This window comes from Desertibacillus haloalkaliphilus (assembly GCF_019039105.1).
GTDB classification, from domain to species: Bacteria; Bacillota; Bacilli; order Bacillales; family KJ1-10-99; genus Desertibacillus; species Desertibacillus haloalkaliphilus.
Window position 1 is genome coordinate 18185 of record NZ_JAHPIV010000018.1, and the last position, 17149, is coordinate 35333.

Genomic DNA, 17149 nt, shown 5'->3' on the forward strand with positions numbered 1-17149 from the left:
CTAATTCACCTCTTCCAAATAAAGTTGCCCATTCTCCATACCAAAGCTATACTTTTTATTTGTTTCACCATCATTTACTTTGACGGCTTCATCAGCATACTGTTTAGCATTTTGTTCAGCTTCGTTGGCTTTATTTTGAGCTCCCTCAGTAGTCTCTACTTTATACCAGTCACTCCAACTACCATCTCTATATCGCCTTTTTGCTATTCTAGGCTCTGTCTCACTACCCCAGTACTCAATACATTCTTGGATCACCCTGTCATTTCTTCGACCAGTCACACGAACAAAGCTTGCCTGGAAACCACTCGGCAAATTAGATGAACTACTGCCAACTATAAATAAGCCTGATGTTTTCAAGTCATTTAGATTTACAGTTGGTGGACTTGACCAACTCGACACACCTAATCCCATACCTTTTGCCCATTCGACGGCTTGTTCATATTGTTTTTGTATGTGATTTAAATTTTCGGCATTTGCTGCAGGAGGTGAATCATTACTGAAAGTTATTTTTTCATACCCCAATGCTTATCACACCTTTCTGACAAAGATTCGCTCACGCTTCAAACTTGGTGTTCCATCGATCTCTGCATACCACTCATAAATATAGTCGCCCGCTTCTTTTGTTACATAATCAAAGTAATACATTCCTTCACCAAGCCGATTAGCTGGTCCAACACTGTTTTCTTCAACCTTTTTATAACTGTTGTCTAAAATAATTAATTTGACCAGGTCAGGGTCCACCGGTTGATTATCCCAATCTTTGAATTCGACTAGAAGACGTACGGTATTACCCTCCTGATAGTGCATCATTTGCAGTCACCTCAATTTCACGAGCCAATTCATAACCTGACGTTTTTCGAACCACTTCTCTCGATTCTACTTTCCTGTTCCATTCTTTATATCTAATTTTTCGGTCACTGGCTGATACATCCATCAAACGATTTGAGTCAAATACATTAAGAAAAATGTGAGCTGCATACTTTATATCAATAGTCTTCTCGTATACAGCTGAAAGGTTGTGCACCTCGTCTTTCAACCTTACATAGATAGTTGCTATGCCTATTGACATTTGTGAGAATGACAACTTTCCATAGAAATGATCTTTTCCAAATTGGAATATGACATCATGTCTTGTTCCCTTCCCATCAATGATGTAGATGTCCTGAAATTCATCCAGAGGTTCATTGGCTTCGATAATTATTTCTGTCTCTTGTGATGGAACTGTATAAGATGGTGCTGTAATTTCAAGGGTTGGGGGAGTTGTATCTAATTCTAATACAAAACTACTCGGCATAAGGTGTCCACTCCCCTTCCTCGTTTACTCCGTACACGTTAATACGATATTCACCATCGTTCTCTAGCTCGTCAAAATAAATAACGAATATTTGCTCTGCACCAGCATCCAAAGTGTAATCACTAGGAAATAAGTCATCAGATGGGTATAAATTATCCGATGGGAATAATTCTCCTGATCGATCGACAAGTACACCTGATTTAAAATTAGTCCCATCCGCTCTTGCTCGGTACCCTTTCAATTTCTGGTCAGCCTTGAACGTAACAACGCATGAGTCGAACCCATCTTCATCACTAATTTTATAAGCTGAAACATCCAGTATAGTTATTTTGGGCGCGGCCATTTCTATGCACTCCAGTTACCAGCCAAGTCTTTAGCGAATACCTTAATAATTTTTTCGCCATCTCCTGCACTTGCATTTTCAAGATCAGTACCATTTATTGTGCAATTGATTGGTGAGTCTTTTTCAAATTCACCGGTATTAGACATATTGGAAGAGCCGTTTGATGTACCAATTGTTGTTCCAGTATCATGTGCAGCGCCAGTGCTAGACACGACTTTTACTTTATACTCACTAAATTCCTGATCGACAGAGAAGCTAAAGTTAGATTCGTTTTTCCCATTAACTTTTGAAATCTTATCAACATCTGGACCGGAGATAGTAACTTCTGGTTTTGTCTTATCGAGGATAATGCTATCTGATGCTTGTCCGGAAACATTGTGTACATCATCTCGAATCCTCACATACAAAGTCTTACTTCCGTCTTCAGTGTCATCAAGTCGCACTTGTTTTAACTCTTGGAAAGTTATCCAACTTGAATTAGACTCTGAATCTTGGACATCACTATCATATGAAGTGTCAACATCTCCCCATATCTTCATTTGATATCCTGTAGTGTCTGAGTCGCTAGTATTTATTAGACAATCTACAAGTGCCTGCGTGGAATATGTTGCTCCTCCTTCAATACTAATGCTCGGATTGGCCGGAGCTGTAGTATCGAGCGTCAGATAAAAAAAGTTAGCCATCAATCATTAACCTCCTCAAAAAATAAACGCCCATTTTCGAAACCAATTCGATAGCGGGCGTCTGTTTGTTCATCTTTTGTATCAATGGACCTTTCAAAAGCACTTATGTGCTCCCTTACTTCTTTTAATGCTTGATATGTTGTGTGTTGAAACCAGTTAAACCATTCAGCAGGAGGTTTTTCAGATTCTTTCCAACCTTCATCAATTTTGTTTTGTGAAGGCTTTAAACCAGGCGAATTCCATACCGGCAATTCCTTTTCAAAACTCATTTAATCACTACCCCCTTTTTTACAGTGGTATGTCACGATCATTAACAGGTTGATAAACAGATCCAAAGAAACCTCCAACTTCTTGATCGATGTTAGAAAATCCAGCTTCACTATCTGTTTCTAATTCAACACTTCCGAATTCAAATGTACCGGACAAGTCTATTTGCTTAACGCTTACTCCCGACGCTAATGTACTTTCTACTAACCGTCCGAACTGGTTACCTGTAAGCTCAACTTCATTTAACCTTGCTATGGGAATACGAACTACTCTAATAGAAGCTGGCTCTGGTTCGTCTGGATCGTTCCAAAGTTCCTCTATTTGTATTTCGGATGGATCGGTGTCAATTGATAAAGCAAGTACATTGATAATTGTGTTAATGTCACCAGAACTCATGTCTCTCGCTCGTTTTGATCTTATGAGTATCCTATAAATATCGTCATTAACTTGTCCTCTAGACTGCCTAACACTGTACCCGATACGGTCCAATTCTTTACCTTCTGCTTTTTCCTCGTCCCGCCATTCGTCAATACGATTAAATGTCTCATTTAAATTGTCTATTTGCTCTGAAACAACGGAAATTAACTTTGCAAGGTTACTATTAGGATTCTTGTTATAAGCATCCATTAATTTTCCTATCATACGTTCTTTAAGCTTCACGAAATCATCACCTTTTCATAATCAGTGGAAGCAACCTCAGTGTTAGCAATTTGAACATTAGAATACTGCGTCAAATCAGATTCATTTTTCCCTACTTTTAACACTGGAATATCATCTACTCCAGGAGTCTGCTTTATGGCGTCTACTAAACCAATGAACAATACGTCTTGACCATTGCTTAAACCGTTATACGTGTTTCCGTCCTCATCTAAACCACCGATATATTCGATGATTCTTGTTTTAATATCATTGTAACCACTGGTAGGGAAATCGCTATTAGTAACAACCTCAACTTCAACATGAATTGGGACTTCATCTGAATGACTAAATCTAACGGTATGATCGTTCCCGCTATCGTCAGTTATGATTTGTTCCTCTGTACCGTAAGGTTCAATTCCTGCAGCTTTACGATCAAAAATAGCTTGAGCTACTTTTTTAGGATCTCCTCCCAATACATGTACTTCAAAACTTTTGGGAGGTCGACCATCTGAATCGTATTCATTTGTATTATTTTCAATCACATGCACTGTGCGGACGCCTTCAACCCCTAATACACTTGCTCGAATCCCGTTTGTTGTTGGGGCCCCTCCTGCAGACAAGGAAAGGAAGTACCTTTTTCTAAGTTCGGAATCTGTTTCTTTTTCTCTCCCTCCACTAACAGGAGTCGGATTATAAACTTCACTTATACCAACCGCAGGATTGACTATTTCAGTTATTGTGTTAGCAGGAGTATTCCCATCACTTCCGGCTTGTGTTGCAATAATGATCACTACACCTTTTCCATTTTCGTCTAACGTAACAGCTTCTGTTGTTTCATAAGTGAATCCATCCTGTCGACTTACAACAAAACCTGATTCTATTGTCTGTCCAGGATCACCAATAACAACAAATTCCTCGTACTTGGCTTTTTCAGCAGGCCTACGTTTTATTAGATTTCGTTTAACTAACTTATCTAACGAAGCTCCCGTTGCTGTATCTATATGACCACTGTTGTATACATTTTCTGCAAGTTGATACATGATTGCTAAAAACCATGCGAACAGACGTAGCAAGATACCTAAAAAGGATCGTTCGCTTGTGTTAGTATTATCACCGAACTTTTCCTTCGCACTTTGTTCCATTTCTTCAAACAATTCTTTGTGTCTTTTGCGTTTGAATCCATGTTGCGTCAACACTAAACGCTCACCACCTCATCATCTTGAATTTCACCATACTCACTAGAGATGGCCACAAAAAAGACCTTTAGCTTACGTTTGCTACGGTCAAAGTCAATTTCTATATTTTCAATGCGGTCAATTCCTTCTACTTGGTCCACTGCTTCCACTAAAGCTGATCGAATTTCTTCGCGATTTGGTCTTTTCACAAAAACAGTTGAATAATCAAACCCTAATACGGGATTTAGGAACCATTCTCGTAAGTTAGTCTTGATTGTCAATCTAACTTGTTGGATCAACTCATCCTTACCATCGACCATGCGGAAATTACCACTACCATCAAACTCAATGTCTTTAGTAACAGGGTTTATATACAGGGACTTCATATTTTCACCTTCTCGCTCGAATCAGGACTACCACTCGTCGGATCACTTGTAGAGCTAGGAAAAGACGTTGATGGACTAGACGTTGTTCCGTTTCCTCCGGAGTTAGTCCAAGAGTATTCATGAGTATGATTGTCAAAAGCGTTTTTAAGGGCTGTTATATCGTGCTGATGAGCGTCTAGCCATTGTTTTAACTGATTACCTAACGGAACCCCTTCACTTGCTGATTCGCCCAACAGGATGGAGCCAGACGCCTCTAATACGATGTCGTTATTATCTTTAATGACAATTTTTGATGAAAAGTCTTTCTTTGCAATAACTAGATCATTTGAGTGATCACTAGGTAACGTCTGTTTCATGCTGTTGATCCCTTGTAACACAATGGCATCTTCTTCTCTAAAACGCTCTGTAATGTCTGACTCTTGCTGATTAGCACTTATTAGTACGTCGTCTATTGCCGTATCAGAGAAACCGACAATAACTAGATCGCCACGTTTATATGATGGCCGGATAACAAAGTCGCCAAATGACATGTGACTAACCGGAACATTGAAAACCTCGTTATTCAGTCCCGCTTCCGTTTGTAAGATCGTGATGTCAGCGGTCATCGTAGCAGCATCAAATTTCTCTATCCTGCATATTCTAATTGTCTTGACTTGGTCCATTATCCAACCACCTCCATATCGCAGTAAAAGTCACGCCTATTTGCTGTAAATACAACCTTCCTCACCCTGTATTGACCGTTTGCTGTCGATGATTGCACGTTGATAAGTGAATCTGTCTGGACACGGTGATTGAGCAACGATGTGACTTCATAACCACTTGCGTCATCATCTTCGAATCTCTCAGGCGTACCTATCAAACCACGTTGAGCATTGAATAAGAACCTGATATCATCACCTTGTTCACCTTCACGAATGTAGATTAGACCTTTTGTGATTGTCACTTTGGAATCACAGTCTTTAGATATCTGCGAAACAACATTAGGTATTCTGCCGTTAATGGTACGCCCTCTTTGATACGTGATGTCCTTCGCTAATTGCACAACACCGACTGATAACCCACTCACAGATATTATGTCTTGTAGTATTTGGCTAGCTCTTATGCCAGCTTTGTACGTCTTATTGATTGTGTTGTTGAGCCATTCCTCGCTAGCATCGATGGCGAGAATTTTAGTGATTTTGTCGGTACGCTGCTTTGTGGTTTTCGCTTCTTCTATACGCCCAAAAAAGATATTACCTACATCACCCTCATAACCAGCATTTAAAATGACATCCATGCCTTTTTTTATGCGGTTTTTCGTCTCATCTGATAGGTTATATATCTTAATCTCAGCATCGTTTAAGTCCTCTGAATCGTCATATTCTACTCGAAAATAGATCGTGAATTCGGGAAACGTGAACCGAATATCCCCTATATACAATTCAACCCTTCGCATGTACTGATTATCCATCGTCATCACTCACATATAAAAAGACCGTATTACCTAAATTAGAATAGGTAACACGATCTTCATTGTCTGCACGATCAAGTGGTGTAATAGTTACGCCAGGAAATCGCTCATCTGAATAAGTGTCAAATAAAGGTGAGTCATAAACCACCTTTTCGCCTAACACTAATACATCGCCACTCTTGTATAAGTCCACGGTGAAGAAGTCATATTCTGCGTTGTAATGGACCTCGAAAGTAAATAACTCACCAGCTAATCTAATTTCAAACTCATTCGGTATTTGTTCCTTTTGAATAGGGATGATCATTGGACCTGAACCCTCCCTGCATTACCAACGTCTTTCACTTGTGAACGTATTTCAGGCGACAGGAGGGATACTGTACTAGGCCTTGCTAACTTAACTTGTTTAAGTGTCAGCGTGAATCGAAAGCCGTTAGCGATGCGTGAATCTACTGTTGTTCTGTAACTATCAAAGACAGCGTTCGGTAAGATTGCGCGACCAACATATCTAACAAGTTCGCCGCGCCTTAGTTCGCGTAGCTGAGCATCGATTTGAGCCGCGTTATCCCCAGTGACTTCACCTGTAATGCGAAAAGTAATTGGATTATTAATCACATGATCCGTTATATCTTGATCTTCTTCGACAGGGTGATCAGTTGATTCATTGTCATAGTTCCGATCTTCATCAATTACTGAAATTGGTATGCCATTGATGCTTGCCATCGTACCCCTCCTTTACTGTTTTTTAGCCCTTTGGCGTCGTTCATATTCGTCCATTAACTTGTAATGATTCTGCTCCTGTCTTTCATCGATAATTTCAGCTAATTCTTCATAGCTTTCCCTCGAACCGTCGCCATGATATTCGACTGTAACGTTTGATTCGAATTTAACAGATCCGTTGTTATTGTTATAAGTAGGAGCTGGACTTGGTGTGTACGTTGGTCCATTTCCCTCTGGATCAAATTCAGGGTCAAATGAATCTCCAATATCATTAGCGCTCATTTCAACTGCATGGTTCACTTCTTCTGCCTGATCTATGAAACCAATCTGATAACCTAGCATGGTATCCTCACCAAATCCTTCAAATAGTTTAGAAGGCGAGAAAATTGATAGCGCACTCTTGAATCCATCTGCGATGTCCCCTGCAATGCCTGTGACTGTATCCCAAACAGCACCAGCCATATCAGCAATACCATCAATTAACCCTTGTATGATGTCTTTACCGATTTGAAACAAGTCGATCCCTTCAAAGAACCCCATGACTGTATCCCAGATGTCGGTTATTGTTTCCCAGGCATTCGTCATGCTTTCGCTTATAGAATCTACCATGCTACTGAAAATACTCTTTACCGTTTCCCATATGCTATTAACAATGCTTCCGACCGTTTCTAACGCACTATTCCATATACTTGATATCACAGAGAATATAGCCCCTAAAATCGATGAAATAGTGTCTAATATTACGGTCCAAGATAAGGTGACGATATCAATAATAAGGTTTAGAGCATTTCCTAAAATATCAACAATGCTGTCCCATAAATTCACAAACAAATCTTGTACAGCCGTCCATAATCCTTCCCAATCACCACGGAATAGCGATGCAAATACATTAAAAATGTCAGTGATTAAGGTTACAACACCTTGAAATACACTGACTAATAAATCCCAGATTCCTTGGAAGATATTCAAAATGTTTTGCCCGTAATTATCCCAAACCATGACTAGGAATTCCCAAAATCCCAGTGCCAGGTCAATCACTGAATCAAAGAATCCCATGAACGTATCCTGAAGATCATTCATAACACCTTCATTATCGGACTTGAACGATTCAAGCCACCCAATGACTGTTTGGATTGCGGTAATAAAACCATCGACAGCAGAACCGATAATATCAAATGCATTTCCTATAGTAGCCTGTATTTGTGGCATATTGTCTAATACAACGTCTAACCAATCTTGGAAAACAGGTAAAATGCTTTGTGCTATTTGGTTAAATACGCCACCCATTGCATTCTGTATGGAATCCATTGTATCCGCCCATAGAACCCCAGCGGCAATCCCGTCTTCATCGATTACAGCTCCTAACTCATGAGCCTCTTCTCGCAATTCTTCAATTGCGTCTCCGCCTTCTTGGATAGCAGGTAGTAATTGACGACCTAAACGAGTACCAAACATCTCCCCAGCTAGCTCTGCTTGCTTTGTAGCGTCATCCATCTCGTGTAATGCCTGGATTGAATCCATAAACACTTCTTCAGTCGATAATGCACCACTTTGGATATCCTCTTGTGCAAACCCTAATCTCATAAGAGCATCAGTATATTTTTCGTTCCCTTGCTCAGCTTGACCTAACCTTTGAGTTAATCGCTCAAGTCCTCGGTCCATCTGTCCCTGATCTACACCCACTTGACCCATAGCATACCTGAGTTCTTGGAGTGAATCAGTATGGACCCCGGTTCTTATACTTGCTTTGTCGATCTCGTCTGCAGTATTGGCGAATGAATTAACCATAGCAAATCCAGCACCGGCTGCAGCTGTTGCCGCACCAGTTACCGCTACTACTACACCGGCTACACCTTTTGATAGGTTCTCCATACTGAACATTCCACGCTGGCCGGCACCTTCTGTCTCATCACCAAACTCACCCATAGCGTCACTCGCACTTTGCGTAGCACTTTCTACATCCTCTACAGCGTCTTCGACTCCACCAACATCACCAGTTGCATCTCGTCCAAAGTCGTCAGCAGAGGCAGCCGCAATATCAAATGCATCAGCACTTTCCATAACGCTACCGACAAATGAATCAGCCATTTCATTAGCTTCTAATATGCCACCATCATCAATTTCCGTTGTTACACTAACATCTAAGTCACGTAAGGACATTTCCCTCACCACCGATCTGTGACCAAAACAAAAAGCCACCTCCTATAACGGAAGTGACTTCTCACCTTTTTTTATTTGATTGATTACTGTTACTTCTTGGGGCTAATATTTTAAGTGCTTCGTTTGCTTCGTATATCTCATCAACAGTCATATCCTTCGCCTCAGCATAACCTATACCGTTGAAGACGATGTTCCAAAAGATTTTCTTCTTTCTAGCATTTGCCCTTATTGCGGACATTTCTTCTTTAGTCTTCTTTACCCCGAAAAAAGTTACGGGCTTCTTTCATCACCTTAATGAAATGGCAGTCATAACAGAATTTTGATGCTTCATTCATTACCTCTCTAAACAATGTGGTATCTCCAATTTCATCAAAATAGTCATAGCTTACTTCTGGTTCTGCTATGACATGCTTCATTAATTGTTCGTATAGCTTTTCATTTGATAGTTTCCCCTCATGTTTAGAAGCGTCTTGCATCCTAGCTAATTCACGTGGTTCAGGTCGAACAAGTTTAAAGTTATAACCGTTCACGTCAATTTTCTTTTCTGTTTCCTCGTCTTTTTTGAAGTCTTCATACTTTAAGTTGCTAGGGACAACAATGATATGATTCATGTACTCTTTATACTCTTTTTCCTGAAGAGTAACCCCGAATTTATCTTTGATACGGTCTTCAATCTTCGCTACCTCTAAAAAGGGAGGCATTTGAAACTCATATTCAATTCCGTCGATTGTCTTTGTCATATTTTTAGCCATTAATTATTCACTCCTACTCCATTTTGAAATCAAATACTTCAATTTCGAATGTTTGGTCTCCTGATTCCCTTCCCCAACTTGCATCAGCAGGCTTACGCACTCTAGCTTTAGAACCACCCGCTTTTTGTTTACGTGAAGAAGTATCGATAACACGTGCCGGGTACATACGTTTACTATTTGCCAACCGATTTAAAACCGCAATACTTGGACTTGTTTGGTCCAGCGTTAATGTAATTAATCCACGATTGTCATTGTTTTCGGATACGACTGTACCCCCATCTGCTGTTGCTTTAGATGTAAAGTTATCTTCTAGTTTTTGGACCTCTATCGCTGTTCCATCAGCATATCCCGTAATCACATTTCCATCGATGCGAGAAATAACATCAGCCAAATCATAAACTCTTACTCCCATGTGCATTCACTCCTCATTCCATAATAAAAAGCACTCAATTTCTATAAACGAATTGAGTGCTTAAAATAAAATTTCACCTTCGATAACAGCATCATGAAATGCCCCTGCTAATTCAAAACGAAATGTTGCCCGTCTTAATCGCCTTGAAGCCCGATCTTCTTCTGATAATTCTTCACGAGTTGGAAAGTCGGTGCTGTATAACGGATTACCATCACCATCATCTGCAATAATCCCATTTTCAAAGGCTTGGTCCAAAACTGTAATTACTTCGTCTTCAATACTTGCGATTCCAGAATTCGTAATTGGAACCTTCGGTGAGTTATTGAATAGCTTTTGGATGCGGTTTTCAATATTCACTTGGACCCAATGCTTACCCTCGATTACATCCAAGTATTCACCGGTAACAACAATACCCTCACTTGTTTGGTTATCCCCGGCCTTTGTTACGTAAGTAATAGCACCATTTGTATGGAGCTCATTAAGGAAACCTGATGAAACTTCTAACGGTTCAATCCCACTAATATTTTTAAACTTATAAGTAATCTCTCCAACTGAATAGGTTGAACCTACTGCAGCTAACCCAGCTTCCGGATAATTAGAGATATCTTCATGGTAAAACACTAGCGTATTATCATGCTCTTTCTCTTTCAAAACCTGTACAAAATTTTCATCATCAGTACGAGCAAAATACACTTTTGTCTGTACTCCATCTCCTGTATCCCCATTAATGAAGTCGCTAATCTCTTCAATTTCTTCTGGATCAGTAGTTACAGACGTTAACCTAAACCATCCTTTGTTAATAATGGTTCGAAGATAATCAACATAACTCTCTAATAAATCCTTTCCTGCAATTGCCACTCTTTCGGGCTTTGGATCCTGAGCAAACATCCGTAATGCCGCTTTATGTTCCTCGCTGTTTTCCTCAAAGTCCTCTAAAACTTCCTCGATACCAAAGTATTCCTTGTATTCAATTCCCCCTTCTGCTTCAGAAAGAACCAAACTTGTCCCAAATCCTATTGACGATGTTGGAGATGCAATATCAATCCTTACACTTACATCACTTAATGGCATTATCATCACTCCTAATTGTCATATTGTTAATCTCGACGCTTTCAAACTCTTCAATTGGTACCTTTAATATGTCATTTACTCGAAGTGTTACATCGAATCCAACCCTCCTTTCATATTGAACATCCTCAAGAACAATATCTCTGTTCTCTAAATCGCGCGTCTCCACGACTACAACGCTGCTGTCTTTTAATCGATTCCTACCTAAGTAAGAAAACCACTCATGAGCTTGCAATGCTCTCTGAGTGGCTCCATCAATTGATTTGTCGTAGGCGTTGATGCTTATGGTCATTTTAGGTTGCGTTTGGACCAACAAAAACGCCTGTCCATTTTCTTTTATTACTGTTTCGTGTGGTGAGTAACTCTTTCTGATGTATGGTGTAATGATTTTATAACCTATATATGGATAAGAAGGCTTGTCACCAGGTTGATCAGACATGATAACAGGGATATTCATATATTTATATAATTCGCTCCCTATCAATGTGCGAATGCCAACATAATCAATCATGACTCTCACCCTGCTTTATTCTCTTACAAAAGTAAACGTTAAAATCTGAGTACTCATCATAAGGTATCTGGTCCAACACGCTATAACCTTTATTTCTATAAATGATTTTATCGCCCTCATGCAGAACGCCTTCGCTTTCGTGTACATAAACTTTCTTATCCTGAAAGGTATATGTCCCATTTTCATCAAACTTCTTATCCTCGTTGCTCAGTGGCGTTACAATTGCATATAGGGGCTCGGGTTCACCATACCCTTCCACCCATTTGCCCCCTTGTGCATAATCATAATAACCATCAACCTTTCGTTTTACCTCTATTTCAAATTGGATTTCAGCAAATAAGCTATCATAGTCCATCATTTATCTACCACTCTCCAAGTAATTGACCTTCTCAAGTGCCCATCATCTATTAAAGGACTGCTGCTCCTCTTTTTCTTGATTGTTGATTCGGCATTAGGAGGTGTGTCAAGATTTCTGATTGTCCGACGTATCCTAGATACTAACTCTTCCCCAATTGCTTGATAAAAAGCATCAACACTCATTCTTCCAGTCAAAACTCGTCTTTCAATTAACTGTTGCATAAGGTCGGTCATATCATCCACTTCATTATCGAATGTTGACCGCAAAAATGAACGTTCAGGTATATTGATCTGAAAGCTATAACTCGTCCCGTCTTTCCTGGACCCTTTTCTATTGATAGTTGCTCCAAATTCATGGACTGATGCGATCTTGACCATATCGCCGTCATCATCACCGAATATCCCTATCTCTAATTTTTTTGAATTCAGTTCTTCTATAATCGAAAGAACATTAGGTATATTATTATTATCACGAACCTTAACCCTTCTCCCCATTTACATCAACCTTAAAAGACCGCCATTAGTCTGTTTTAGCAGTCGTAAATATTCCTGACCATACTCAGTGCTTTTTAAATCATCACCTTGAGGGACATTAAAGGAGCTATTCATATCATGTATTGAATGACTAGTTGTTCTTCTCACATTCAAGCTAGCAAAATGTGCAGCTAAATTACGTTGAAGTCTTTCTTTTGTTTTCCCATTACGAACCTTTTGCTTTTCCACTTCATCAATAGCATCTTCTATATACATTTCGATAGTTGCATCAGGCAATTTAGCCAAATGTTTAGCAATCGCTCTTACACGATCAACAGTAGTGTCCATTAGATCACCTCAATCATAAAATGAGCCCACCCGAATAAGGGCAGGCTAATCATCCTCTAATAAATCCTCAAGCACCGGTTCAGCGGTGCAACGACAATTGTAATCCGTTCCCGGCCATATTGTTTCACCACGTTCATTAGTAGCTCCCTTTGACCATTCGAATATTTCTCCATCTAAATCCTCATGGCTGTCACGAACCCTCTCATCTCCGCTAGTGGACCAACGGAAACGTTTTATACCCGATTCTTCTTGCCTTCGCTTTGTTAGATCGCCATGTATTGAACCCATTTGATCTCGAGCGATGAACCTGGCACGCCTTACTTCTACATTTCCTACTTCTGCAATTTCACTGGCCATGTTGCGAATGGAAGAGCCACGCCTAACACCTTGAGTAATGATGGTTTCGATCTTATCGTGATATTCGCTTTGTATGGATTTAATCCAGTTAACGTTATCTTGGATAGCAGTTTCTAAAAATGAAGATAACCATGGTTCATTACGTGTCGGATCAAACCCAAGAACCCTGCTCATTCGTTGTCCGAATCTACGTTTTTGATTGTTATTCATATCCTCCACGAATCGTCTAACAATCCGTTCTACGATGGGGATAGAAAAGACTCTTTCCCCTTGTTGTCGTAATCGATTTGTAATTCTCCTTATTTCATCGTAAGGATCATTAACCGTTAATCTGTTTGCTGTTAAATTTCTGTACTGGTGAATACGAGGAATGATTTCTTTTTGAAAAGCCGTCCAAATGTTTGAACGATTTTCCTCAATCAATCCTCGTATTTCTCGAAAGTACCGATTCCCGATGGAGCGAGGAATATCATTGCTCCCCATTTACTCACCGTCTTTATTATTCAACTGTTTTAAAGCTTCCATGGCATTTTCTTTTCCTCGAACTTTCTCTCCATCAGGCAATTCATAATATCCGCCACCAGCATGGTATTGGTCCACATCTTCTTGATCTAATCCTTCAATATCTTGCACCTTCTTCTGGACCGATTCACCCTTGCCACTATTAGATACGTTCGCAATTTCCAAAACAAACTTATCTCCAAATGCTTTTAGTTCTGCATCAGTTGGTACAAAAGATTCACCGGGCTTTACTACAACCCGGTGTCCATTTCTCCATGTCCGGTGAGGTTTCTCACCTTTTACGATATATCTCTTTTGGTTCATGCTTATTCAACCTCCGCATTTGCACCAGTATAATGAACAATACCTAGCCTTCCATCAAAGTCCGGCTTAATGCGAGGAACCATTGCACTCATAACTTTAAAGTTAAACTGCATTCCCCCATATGAGTCCCATTCGATTGTAGAAACGTCTTGAGCAATTGCTAAATCTACTGTTCTACGATTCATTTGAACAAGAACTAACTCTCCACCTTCTAATTCATCGGCAGGCTTAATGCTCTGAAGTTCACGAATGTTTTCTAGAGATTGCAATGCAGTTTGACCCGATCCGTCATCATAACGTGACTGGAGGTAATTCCATACATCTCCGGCAACGTACAAAATATATGGTCCATACTGACGATCAACTTGAGCATCTTTAATCATTTCTGTAACTGTAGGGTAAATATTCTTAATGTCTGACCATCCACCAGGAGCCGTTCCTGTAATTCGATTAGGATGTGTTGTATATCCATAGATTCGGTTTCCTTCAATCTGTAAGCTGGACCCTTTGAATAGAAGGGATTCTTCACCTTCAATTACCTTTTCCATAGCAACCTCACCTTGTGTAAGATCGACACTATCACCAAGCTTACGAGATGCTTCAAGTCGTCTAATATTTAAAGAGAAATCTTTATGGATGATTGGTACCGGAACCGAACGAAGGTCAAACTGTGCATCATCCTGCTCACCTTGACTAACGCCGCTCATATTCACATCAGCAGGCGTCATATCAGATAAAGCCTCATATTGTGACACTGTAGTACCAAGGCCTCCTAATGATACTGTTAACCCAGCGTCACGAAGGTCAGCGATACCATTTAACCGACGGTTTGCGATTTCAACTAATCTAGTATCTAGATCTTGCCACTCTTGCTTTCTAAGTACGTTATTCGTACGTAGTGAGTTTGTTTTTAATCCACTTTGTAATAGTTGAAAGGCTGCGCCTCCCATTTGATTCGGTGTCGAAATTGCTGCATTAACTTTTGACATATTAAAGCACCTCCACTTTGATTCGTACTGATTCAACGTCTGCACTTACATTTTCTAAAGCCACAAAAAGAGGAACACCCTCAGTTTCACCTCGTAGTGTCCCGTCACCCGCTGACTCTAGCAGATCACCTTTTGACACATCTTCTCCACCAGATAACCACATATAGAACTGAGTGCCACCAATTCCTGCTTGCACTTTTACTTGATCGCCAACCTGATATTCATAGTCAATGCCCCCGCCTACATAATCAGGCATATCAGCAATGTATTTAGGTGTTAGCGCTCCTGCTACGTCATGTGGCACCAAATCACCGTTACCGTCATAAGCAACGAGCATTCCCGGTTGTATACCTGCACCCGCTACTCCTTCTCGTTGAACAGCTGCTAAAATATTTGAACCTACTAATACAATCTTTTTCGGATTTACAGATGAGTTCATAATTATTTATCCTCCTTTTTGTTTGCGAACAGGATTGATGGCGGTTGTGGCACTTCATCCTCTGCACTGTTTTGTGAATAGGACGAACGTGGACCACCAGCACCACTATAGTCATTAACCTGTAAAGACTTATCTAGCTTTTCAAGGGCATTTGTGGACATTTCTTGTAGGTCCTCCTTATCAAATGCACAGCGTTCATTAGTTGAAAGACTGTTAACAAGTTTTTCACGATGTTCTTTTTGCTTTTTCTGGCTGTTAATGATGAAATTACGCGTCTCTTCATCAGGAATTTCTTGCAGCCATTGGTCCATTGTTTTGGGCTGAGTATCCTTATTTACAGCAGGAGACTCATGTTCTTCGTTACCTGTTTGTTTTTGGTTACATTCACAATTTGTTTTCACTTCATTTTCCCCCTCATGTTCAGTATCCGTATTTTCTACATGTTCTTCTGGACCAGTACCAGATGGTTCTTGCACTTGATTTTCCGTCTCGCCTTCTCCTGCCAAATCCTCCTCTTCAGAATTTCCAGTAGGTTCATAGGAGACTACACGCCTAACTTCCTCTTCACTACCAAGGGTTACATTGTTATTTTCATCAATTTGATAGTTTCGTTTGAACATACGTCCATCAAAACCATTGTTGGTAGCTTCTTGATAGATAAAATGGTCATTAAATCGTTCTCTAATCATAAAGCGCATGGCATCGCCTTTGTCCCTGGTCATAGCACTTTCAAGTAGTTCACTAATTTCGTTATGACTCACTTCATCTTGATTCGCAGTCATCATATTAGCCATAAAGTGCTTGAACTTCTGACTCATTTTCTCGAACATACCTTTATTCTCACTCCTTTCATTATTTGCCCTAACACCGCAACCGTCTTCCCACGAGCAAGCACCAATGTCATTCGGCAATAACGCTAAATGATCTGGACGCATATTACGTTGAATGCCGTTGTATTCTTTACTGTTGAATGTCCCAGAACCATCCTCGATGTCATTAAAATAAGCCGTGCTCACTTCAATTGGTTTCCCTTCCTGCAATCGATTCACTACTTCAAGAGCTTCACCCCCTAATTCAGTCGCCTTCTCTACATCAACCCATATTTCGCCTTTTAGGGCATCCCCATCTAAATGAGCATTAAAAAAGCGCCCTACACTGTACTCCTCAATTCGAGACGGTGAATTAGCGCTAACTGGTACTCCTTTTTCAGTTGGATGGTTAATCGGGAGCGGGATGCCGTTCCATGAATCTGGATACTTTCCAAATTCCTCTGATAATGCGAGCTCCCCGTTTAGCACTCCCTCTTTCACTGCAATTACGGGAGCTACTAGATGCTCCCTTCCCTCATGGGTTTCTGTTCGTGCTATAGTTGCCGTTGAACGATGTATTGTTAACTTGTTGTGCATTGGTCCACCCCCCCCTGTAATAGTGCAACTTGATTATTACAACCATCAATATCTCTTATCAGTAAGGTTGGCTACCTGGGTGCACATCAGGCCTTTT

General features: G+C 40.2%; 27 protein-coding genes. All 27 read right to left on the minus strand.

Annotated features, from left to right (window positions below; translation table 11 throughout):
• Positions 1–522 carry a pyocin knob domain-containing protein gene (locus KH400_RS17890; RefSeq protein WP_217226989.1) on the minus strand — a complete coding sequence of 174 codons (522 nt, stop codon included), beginning with the start codon at positions 520–522 and terminating at the stop codon, positions 1–3.
• A gap of 6 nt (positions 523–528) precedes the next feature.
• Entirely contained in the window at positions 529–810 is a 282-nt protein-coding gene (locus KH400_RS17895) for a hypothetical protein (protein ID WP_217226991.1), read from the minus strand.
• A complete protein-coding gene (locus tag KH400_RS17900; protein ID WP_217226993.1) occupies positions 788–1294 on the minus strand; it encodes a hypothetical protein in 507 nt (168 codons plus the stop codon). Before KH400_RS17900 ends, KH400_RS17895 begins: the two co-directional genes overlap by 23 nt.
• The gene (locus tag KH400_RS17905) at positions 1284–1637 is read right to left on the minus strand and encodes a hypothetical protein (RefSeq protein WP_217226995.1); all 354 of its coding nucleotides are present in this window, start codon (positions 1635–1637) and stop codon (positions 1284–1286) included. The genes KH400_RS17900 and KH400_RS17905 overlap by 11 nt, the downstream gene beginning before the upstream one ends.
• 2 nt (positions 1638–1639) lie before the next feature.
• Entirely contained in the window at positions 1640–2320 is a 681-nt protein-coding gene (locus KH400_RS17910) for a hypothetical protein (protein WP_217226997.1), read from the minus strand.
• Positions 2320–2589 carry a hypothetical protein gene (locus KH400_RS17915; RefSeq protein ID WP_217226999.1) on the minus strand — a complete coding sequence of 90 codons (270 nt, stop codon included), beginning with the start codon at positions 2587–2589 and terminating at the stop codon, positions 2320–2322. The genes KH400_RS17910 and KH400_RS17915 overlap by 1 nt, the downstream gene beginning before the upstream one ends.
• A gap of 19 nt (positions 2590–2608) precedes the next feature.
• Positions 2609–3247 carry a hypothetical protein gene (locus KH400_RS17920; RefSeq protein WP_312889258.1) on the minus strand — a complete coding sequence of 213 codons (639 nt, stop codon included), beginning with the start codon at positions 3245–3247 and terminating at the stop codon, positions 2609–2611.
• Positions 3244–4422, minus strand: coding sequence for a baseplate J/gp47 family protein (locus tag KH400_RS17925; RefSeq protein WP_217227001.1), 1179 nt, complete (start codon positions 4420–4422; stop codon positions 3244–3246). Before KH400_RS17925 ends, KH400_RS17920 begins: the two co-directional genes overlap by 4 nt.
• The gene (locus KH400_RS17930) at positions 4422–4787 is read right to left on the minus strand and encodes a contractile injection system sheath initiator (RefSeq protein WP_217227003.1); all 366 of its coding nucleotides are present in this window, start codon (positions 4785–4787) and stop codon (positions 4422–4424) included. Before KH400_RS17930 ends, KH400_RS17925 begins: the two co-directional genes overlap by 1 nt.
• Entirely contained in the window at positions 4784–5449 is a 666-nt protein-coding gene (locus KH400_RS17935) for a Gp138 family membrane-puncturing spike protein (RefSeq protein WP_217227005.1), read from the minus strand. The genes KH400_RS17930 and KH400_RS17935 overlap by 4 nt, the downstream gene beginning before the upstream one ends.
• Positions 5449–6222, minus strand: a complete 774-nt coding sequence (locus KH400_RS17940) for a phage protein (RefSeq protein WP_217227007.1) — start codon at positions 6220–6222, stop codon at positions 5449–5451. Before KH400_RS17940 ends, KH400_RS17935 begins: the two co-directional genes overlap by 1 nt.
• A 7-nt stretch (positions 6223–6229) precedes the next feature.
• Positions 6230–6541, minus strand: a complete 312-nt coding sequence (locus KH400_RS17945; RefSeq protein WP_217227009.1) for a phage baseplate plug family protein — start codon at positions 6539–6541, stop codon at positions 6230–6232.
• Positions 6538–6957, minus strand: coding sequence for a phage baseplate protein (locus tag KH400_RS17950; RefSeq protein WP_217227011.1), 420 nt, complete (start codon positions 6955–6957; stop codon positions 6538–6540). The genes KH400_RS17945 and KH400_RS17950 overlap by 4 nt, the downstream gene beginning before the upstream one ends.
• Positions 6958–6969: 12 nt before the next feature.
• Entirely contained in the window at positions 6970–9114 is a 2145-nt protein-coding gene (locus KH400_RS17955; protein WP_217227013.1) for a phage tail protein, read from the minus strand.
• Positions 9115–9175: 61 nt separating this feature from the next.
• Positions 9176–9352, minus strand: a complete 177-nt coding sequence (locus KH400_RS17960; protein WP_217227015.1) for a hypothetical protein — start codon at positions 9350–9352, stop codon at positions 9176–9178.
• A 7-nt stretch (positions 9353–9359) separates the two neighbouring features.
• Positions 9360–9866 carry a hypothetical protein gene (locus KH400_RS17965; protein ID WP_217227017.1) on the minus strand — a complete coding sequence of 169 codons (507 nt, stop codon included), beginning with the start codon at positions 9864–9866 and terminating at the stop codon, positions 9360–9362.
• 13 nt (positions 9867–9879) lie between these two features.
• Complete coding sequence (locus tag KH400_RS17970) at positions 9880–10278, minus strand: phage structural protein (RefSeq protein WP_217227019.1); 399 nt, start codon at positions 10276–10278, stop codon at positions 9880–9882.
• Between the two features lie 60 nt (positions 10279–10338).
• Positions 10339–11349, minus strand: a complete 1011-nt coding sequence (locus KH400_RS17975; protein ID WP_217227021.1) for a DUF3383 family protein — start codon at positions 11347–11349, stop codon at positions 10339–10341.
• A complete protein-coding gene (locus tag KH400_RS17980) occupies positions 11336–11857 on the minus strand; it encodes a phage neck terminator protein (protein ID WP_217227023.1) in 522 nt (173 codons plus the stop codon). The genes KH400_RS17975 and KH400_RS17980 overlap by 14 nt, the downstream gene beginning before the upstream one ends.
• Positions 11850–12215 carry a hypothetical protein gene (locus KH400_RS17985; protein ID WP_217227025.1) on the minus strand — a complete coding sequence of 122 codons (366 nt, stop codon included), beginning with the start codon at positions 12213–12215 and terminating at the stop codon, positions 11850–11852. Before KH400_RS17985 ends, KH400_RS17980 begins: the two co-directional genes overlap by 8 nt.
• Positions 12212–12709: a hypothetical protein gene (locus KH400_RS17990; protein WP_217227027.1), complete on the minus strand. Its 498-nt coding sequence runs from the start codon at positions 12707–12709 to the stop codon at positions 12212–12214. The genes KH400_RS17985 and KH400_RS17990 overlap by 4 nt, the downstream gene beginning before the upstream one ends.
• Positions 12710–13036 carry a DUF4054 domain-containing protein gene (locus tag KH400_RS17995; RefSeq protein ID WP_217227029.1) on the minus strand — a complete coding sequence of 109 codons (327 nt, stop codon included), beginning with the start codon at positions 13034–13036 and terminating at the stop codon, positions 12710–12712.
• A gap of 45 nt (positions 13037–13081) precedes the next feature.
• Positions 13082–13876 (minus strand): phage head morphogenesis protein, encoded by a 795-nt coding sequence (locus tag KH400_RS18000; protein WP_217227031.1) that lies wholly within the window; start codon positions 13874–13876, stop codon positions 13082–13084.
• On the minus strand, positions 13877–14218 hold the full coding sequence (locus tag KH400_RS18005) for a hypothetical protein (protein ID WP_217227033.1): 342 nt from the start codon (positions 14216–14218) through the stop codon (positions 13877–13879).
• Positions 14219–14220: 2 nt separating this feature from the next.
• On the minus strand, positions 14221–15207 hold the full coding sequence (locus tag KH400_RS18010; RefSeq protein ID WP_217227035.1) for a major capsid protein: 987 nt from the start codon (positions 15205–15207) through the stop codon (positions 14221–14223).
• A 1-nt stretch (position 15208) separates the two neighbouring features.
• Positions 15209–15646, minus strand: a complete 438-nt coding sequence (locus KH400_RS18015; RefSeq protein ID WP_217227037.1) for a hypothetical protein — start codon at positions 15644–15646, stop codon at positions 15209–15211.
• 2 nt (positions 15647–15648) lie between these two features.
• The gene (locus KH400_RS18020; RefSeq protein ID WP_217227039.1) at positions 15649–17052 is read right to left on the minus strand and encodes a DUF2213 domain-containing protein; all 1404 of its coding nucleotides are present in this window, start codon (positions 17050–17052) and stop codon (positions 15649–15651) included.
• Between the last annotated feature and the right edge of the window lie 97 nt (positions 17053–17149).

Excerpts from the sequence above, each read along its gene's own strand:
- KH400_RS17895 (WP_217226991.1), bottom strand. The coding sequence starts at position 810 with ATGATGCACTATCAGGAGGGTAATACCGTACGTCTTCTAGTCGAATTC.
- KH400_RS17900 (WP_217226993.1), bottom strand. The coding sequence starts at position 1,294 with ATGCCGAGTAGTTTTGTATTAGAATTAGATACAACTCCCCCAACCCTT.
- KH400_RS17905 (WP_217226995.1), bottom strand. The coding sequence starts at position 1,637 with ATGGCCGCGCCCAAAATAACTATACTGGATGTTTCAGCTTATAAAATT.
- KH400_RS17910 (WP_217226997.1), bottom strand. The coding sequence starts at position 2,320 with ATGGCTAACTTTTTTTATCTGACGCTCGATACTACAGCTCCGGCCAAT.
- KH400_RS17915 (WP_217226999.1), bottom strand. The coding sequence starts at position 2,589 with ATGAGTTTTGAAAAGGAATTGCCGGTATGGAATTCGCCTGGTTTAAAG.
- KH400_RS17930 (WP_217227003.1), bottom strand. The coding sequence starts at position 4,787 with ATGAAGTCCCTGTATATAAACCCTGTTACTAAAGACATTGAGTTTGAT.
- KH400_RS17935 (WP_217227005.1), bottom strand. The coding sequence starts at position 5,449 with ATGGACCAAGTCAAGACAATTAGAATATGCAGGATAGAGAAATTTGAT.
- KH400_RS17940 (WP_217227007.1), bottom strand. The coding sequence starts at position 6,222 with ATGCGAAGGGTTGAATTGTATATAGGGGATATTCGGTTCACGTTTCCC.
- KH400_RS17945 (WP_217227009.1), bottom strand. The coding sequence starts at position 6,541 with ATGATCATCCCTATTCAAAAGGAACAAATACCGAATGAGTTTGAAATT.
- KH400_RS17950 (WP_217227011.1), bottom strand. The coding sequence starts at position 6,957 with ATGGCAAGCATCAATGGCATACCAATTTCAGTAATTGATGAAGATCGG.
- KH400_RS17955 (WP_217227013.1), bottom strand. The coding sequence starts at position 9,114 with ATGTCCTTACGTGACTTAGATGTTAGTGTAACAACGGAAATTGATGAT.
- KH400_RS17960 (WP_217227015.1), bottom strand. The coding sequence starts at position 9,352 with ATGTCCGCAATAAGGGCAAATGCTAGAAAGAAGAAAATCTTTTGGAAC.
- KH400_RS17965 (WP_217227017.1), bottom strand. The coding sequence starts at position 9,866 with ATGGCTAAAAATATGACAAAGACAATCGACGGAATTGAATATGAGTTT.
- KH400_RS17970 (WP_217227019.1), bottom strand. The coding sequence starts at position 10,278 with ATGGGAGTAAGAGTTTATGATTTGGCTGATGTTATTTCTCGCATCGAT.
- KH400_RS17975 (WP_217227021.1), bottom strand. The coding sequence starts at position 11,349 with ATGCCATTAAGTGATGTAAGTGTAAGGATTGATATTGCATCTCCAACA.
- KH400_RS17980 (WP_217227023.1), bottom strand. The coding sequence starts at position 11,857 with ATGATTGATTATGTTGGCATTCGCACATTGATAGGGAGCGAATTATAT.
- KH400_RS17985 (WP_217227025.1), bottom strand. The coding sequence starts at position 12,215 with ATGATGGACTATGATAGCTTATTTGCTGAAATCCAATTTGAAATAGAG.
- KH400_RS17990 (WP_217227027.1), bottom strand. The coding sequence starts at position 12,709 with ATGGGGAGAAGGGTTAAGGTTCGTGATAATAATAATATACCTAATGTT.
- KH400_RS17995 (WP_217227029.1), bottom strand. The coding sequence starts at position 13,036 with ATGGACACTACTGTTGATCGTGTAAGAGCGATTGCTAAACATTTGGCT.
- KH400_RS18000 (WP_217227031.1), bottom strand. The coding sequence starts at position 13,876 with ATGGGGAGCAATGATATTCCTCGCTCCATCGGGAATCGGTACTTTCGA.
- KH400_RS18005 (WP_217227033.1), bottom strand. The coding sequence starts at position 14,218 with ATGAACCAAAAGAGATATATCGTAAAAGGTGAGAAACCTCACCGGACA.
- KH400_RS18010 (WP_217227035.1), bottom strand. The coding sequence starts at position 15,207 with ATGTCAAAAGTTAATGCAGCAATTTCGACACCGAATCAAATGGGAGGC.
- KH400_RS18015 (WP_217227037.1), bottom strand. The coding sequence starts at position 15,646 with ATGAACTCATCTGTAAATCCGAAAAAGATTGTATTAGTAGGTTCAAAT.
- KH400_RS18020 (WP_217227039.1), bottom strand. The coding sequence starts at position 17,052 with ATGCACAACAAGTTAACAATACATCGTTCAACGGCAACTATAGCACGA.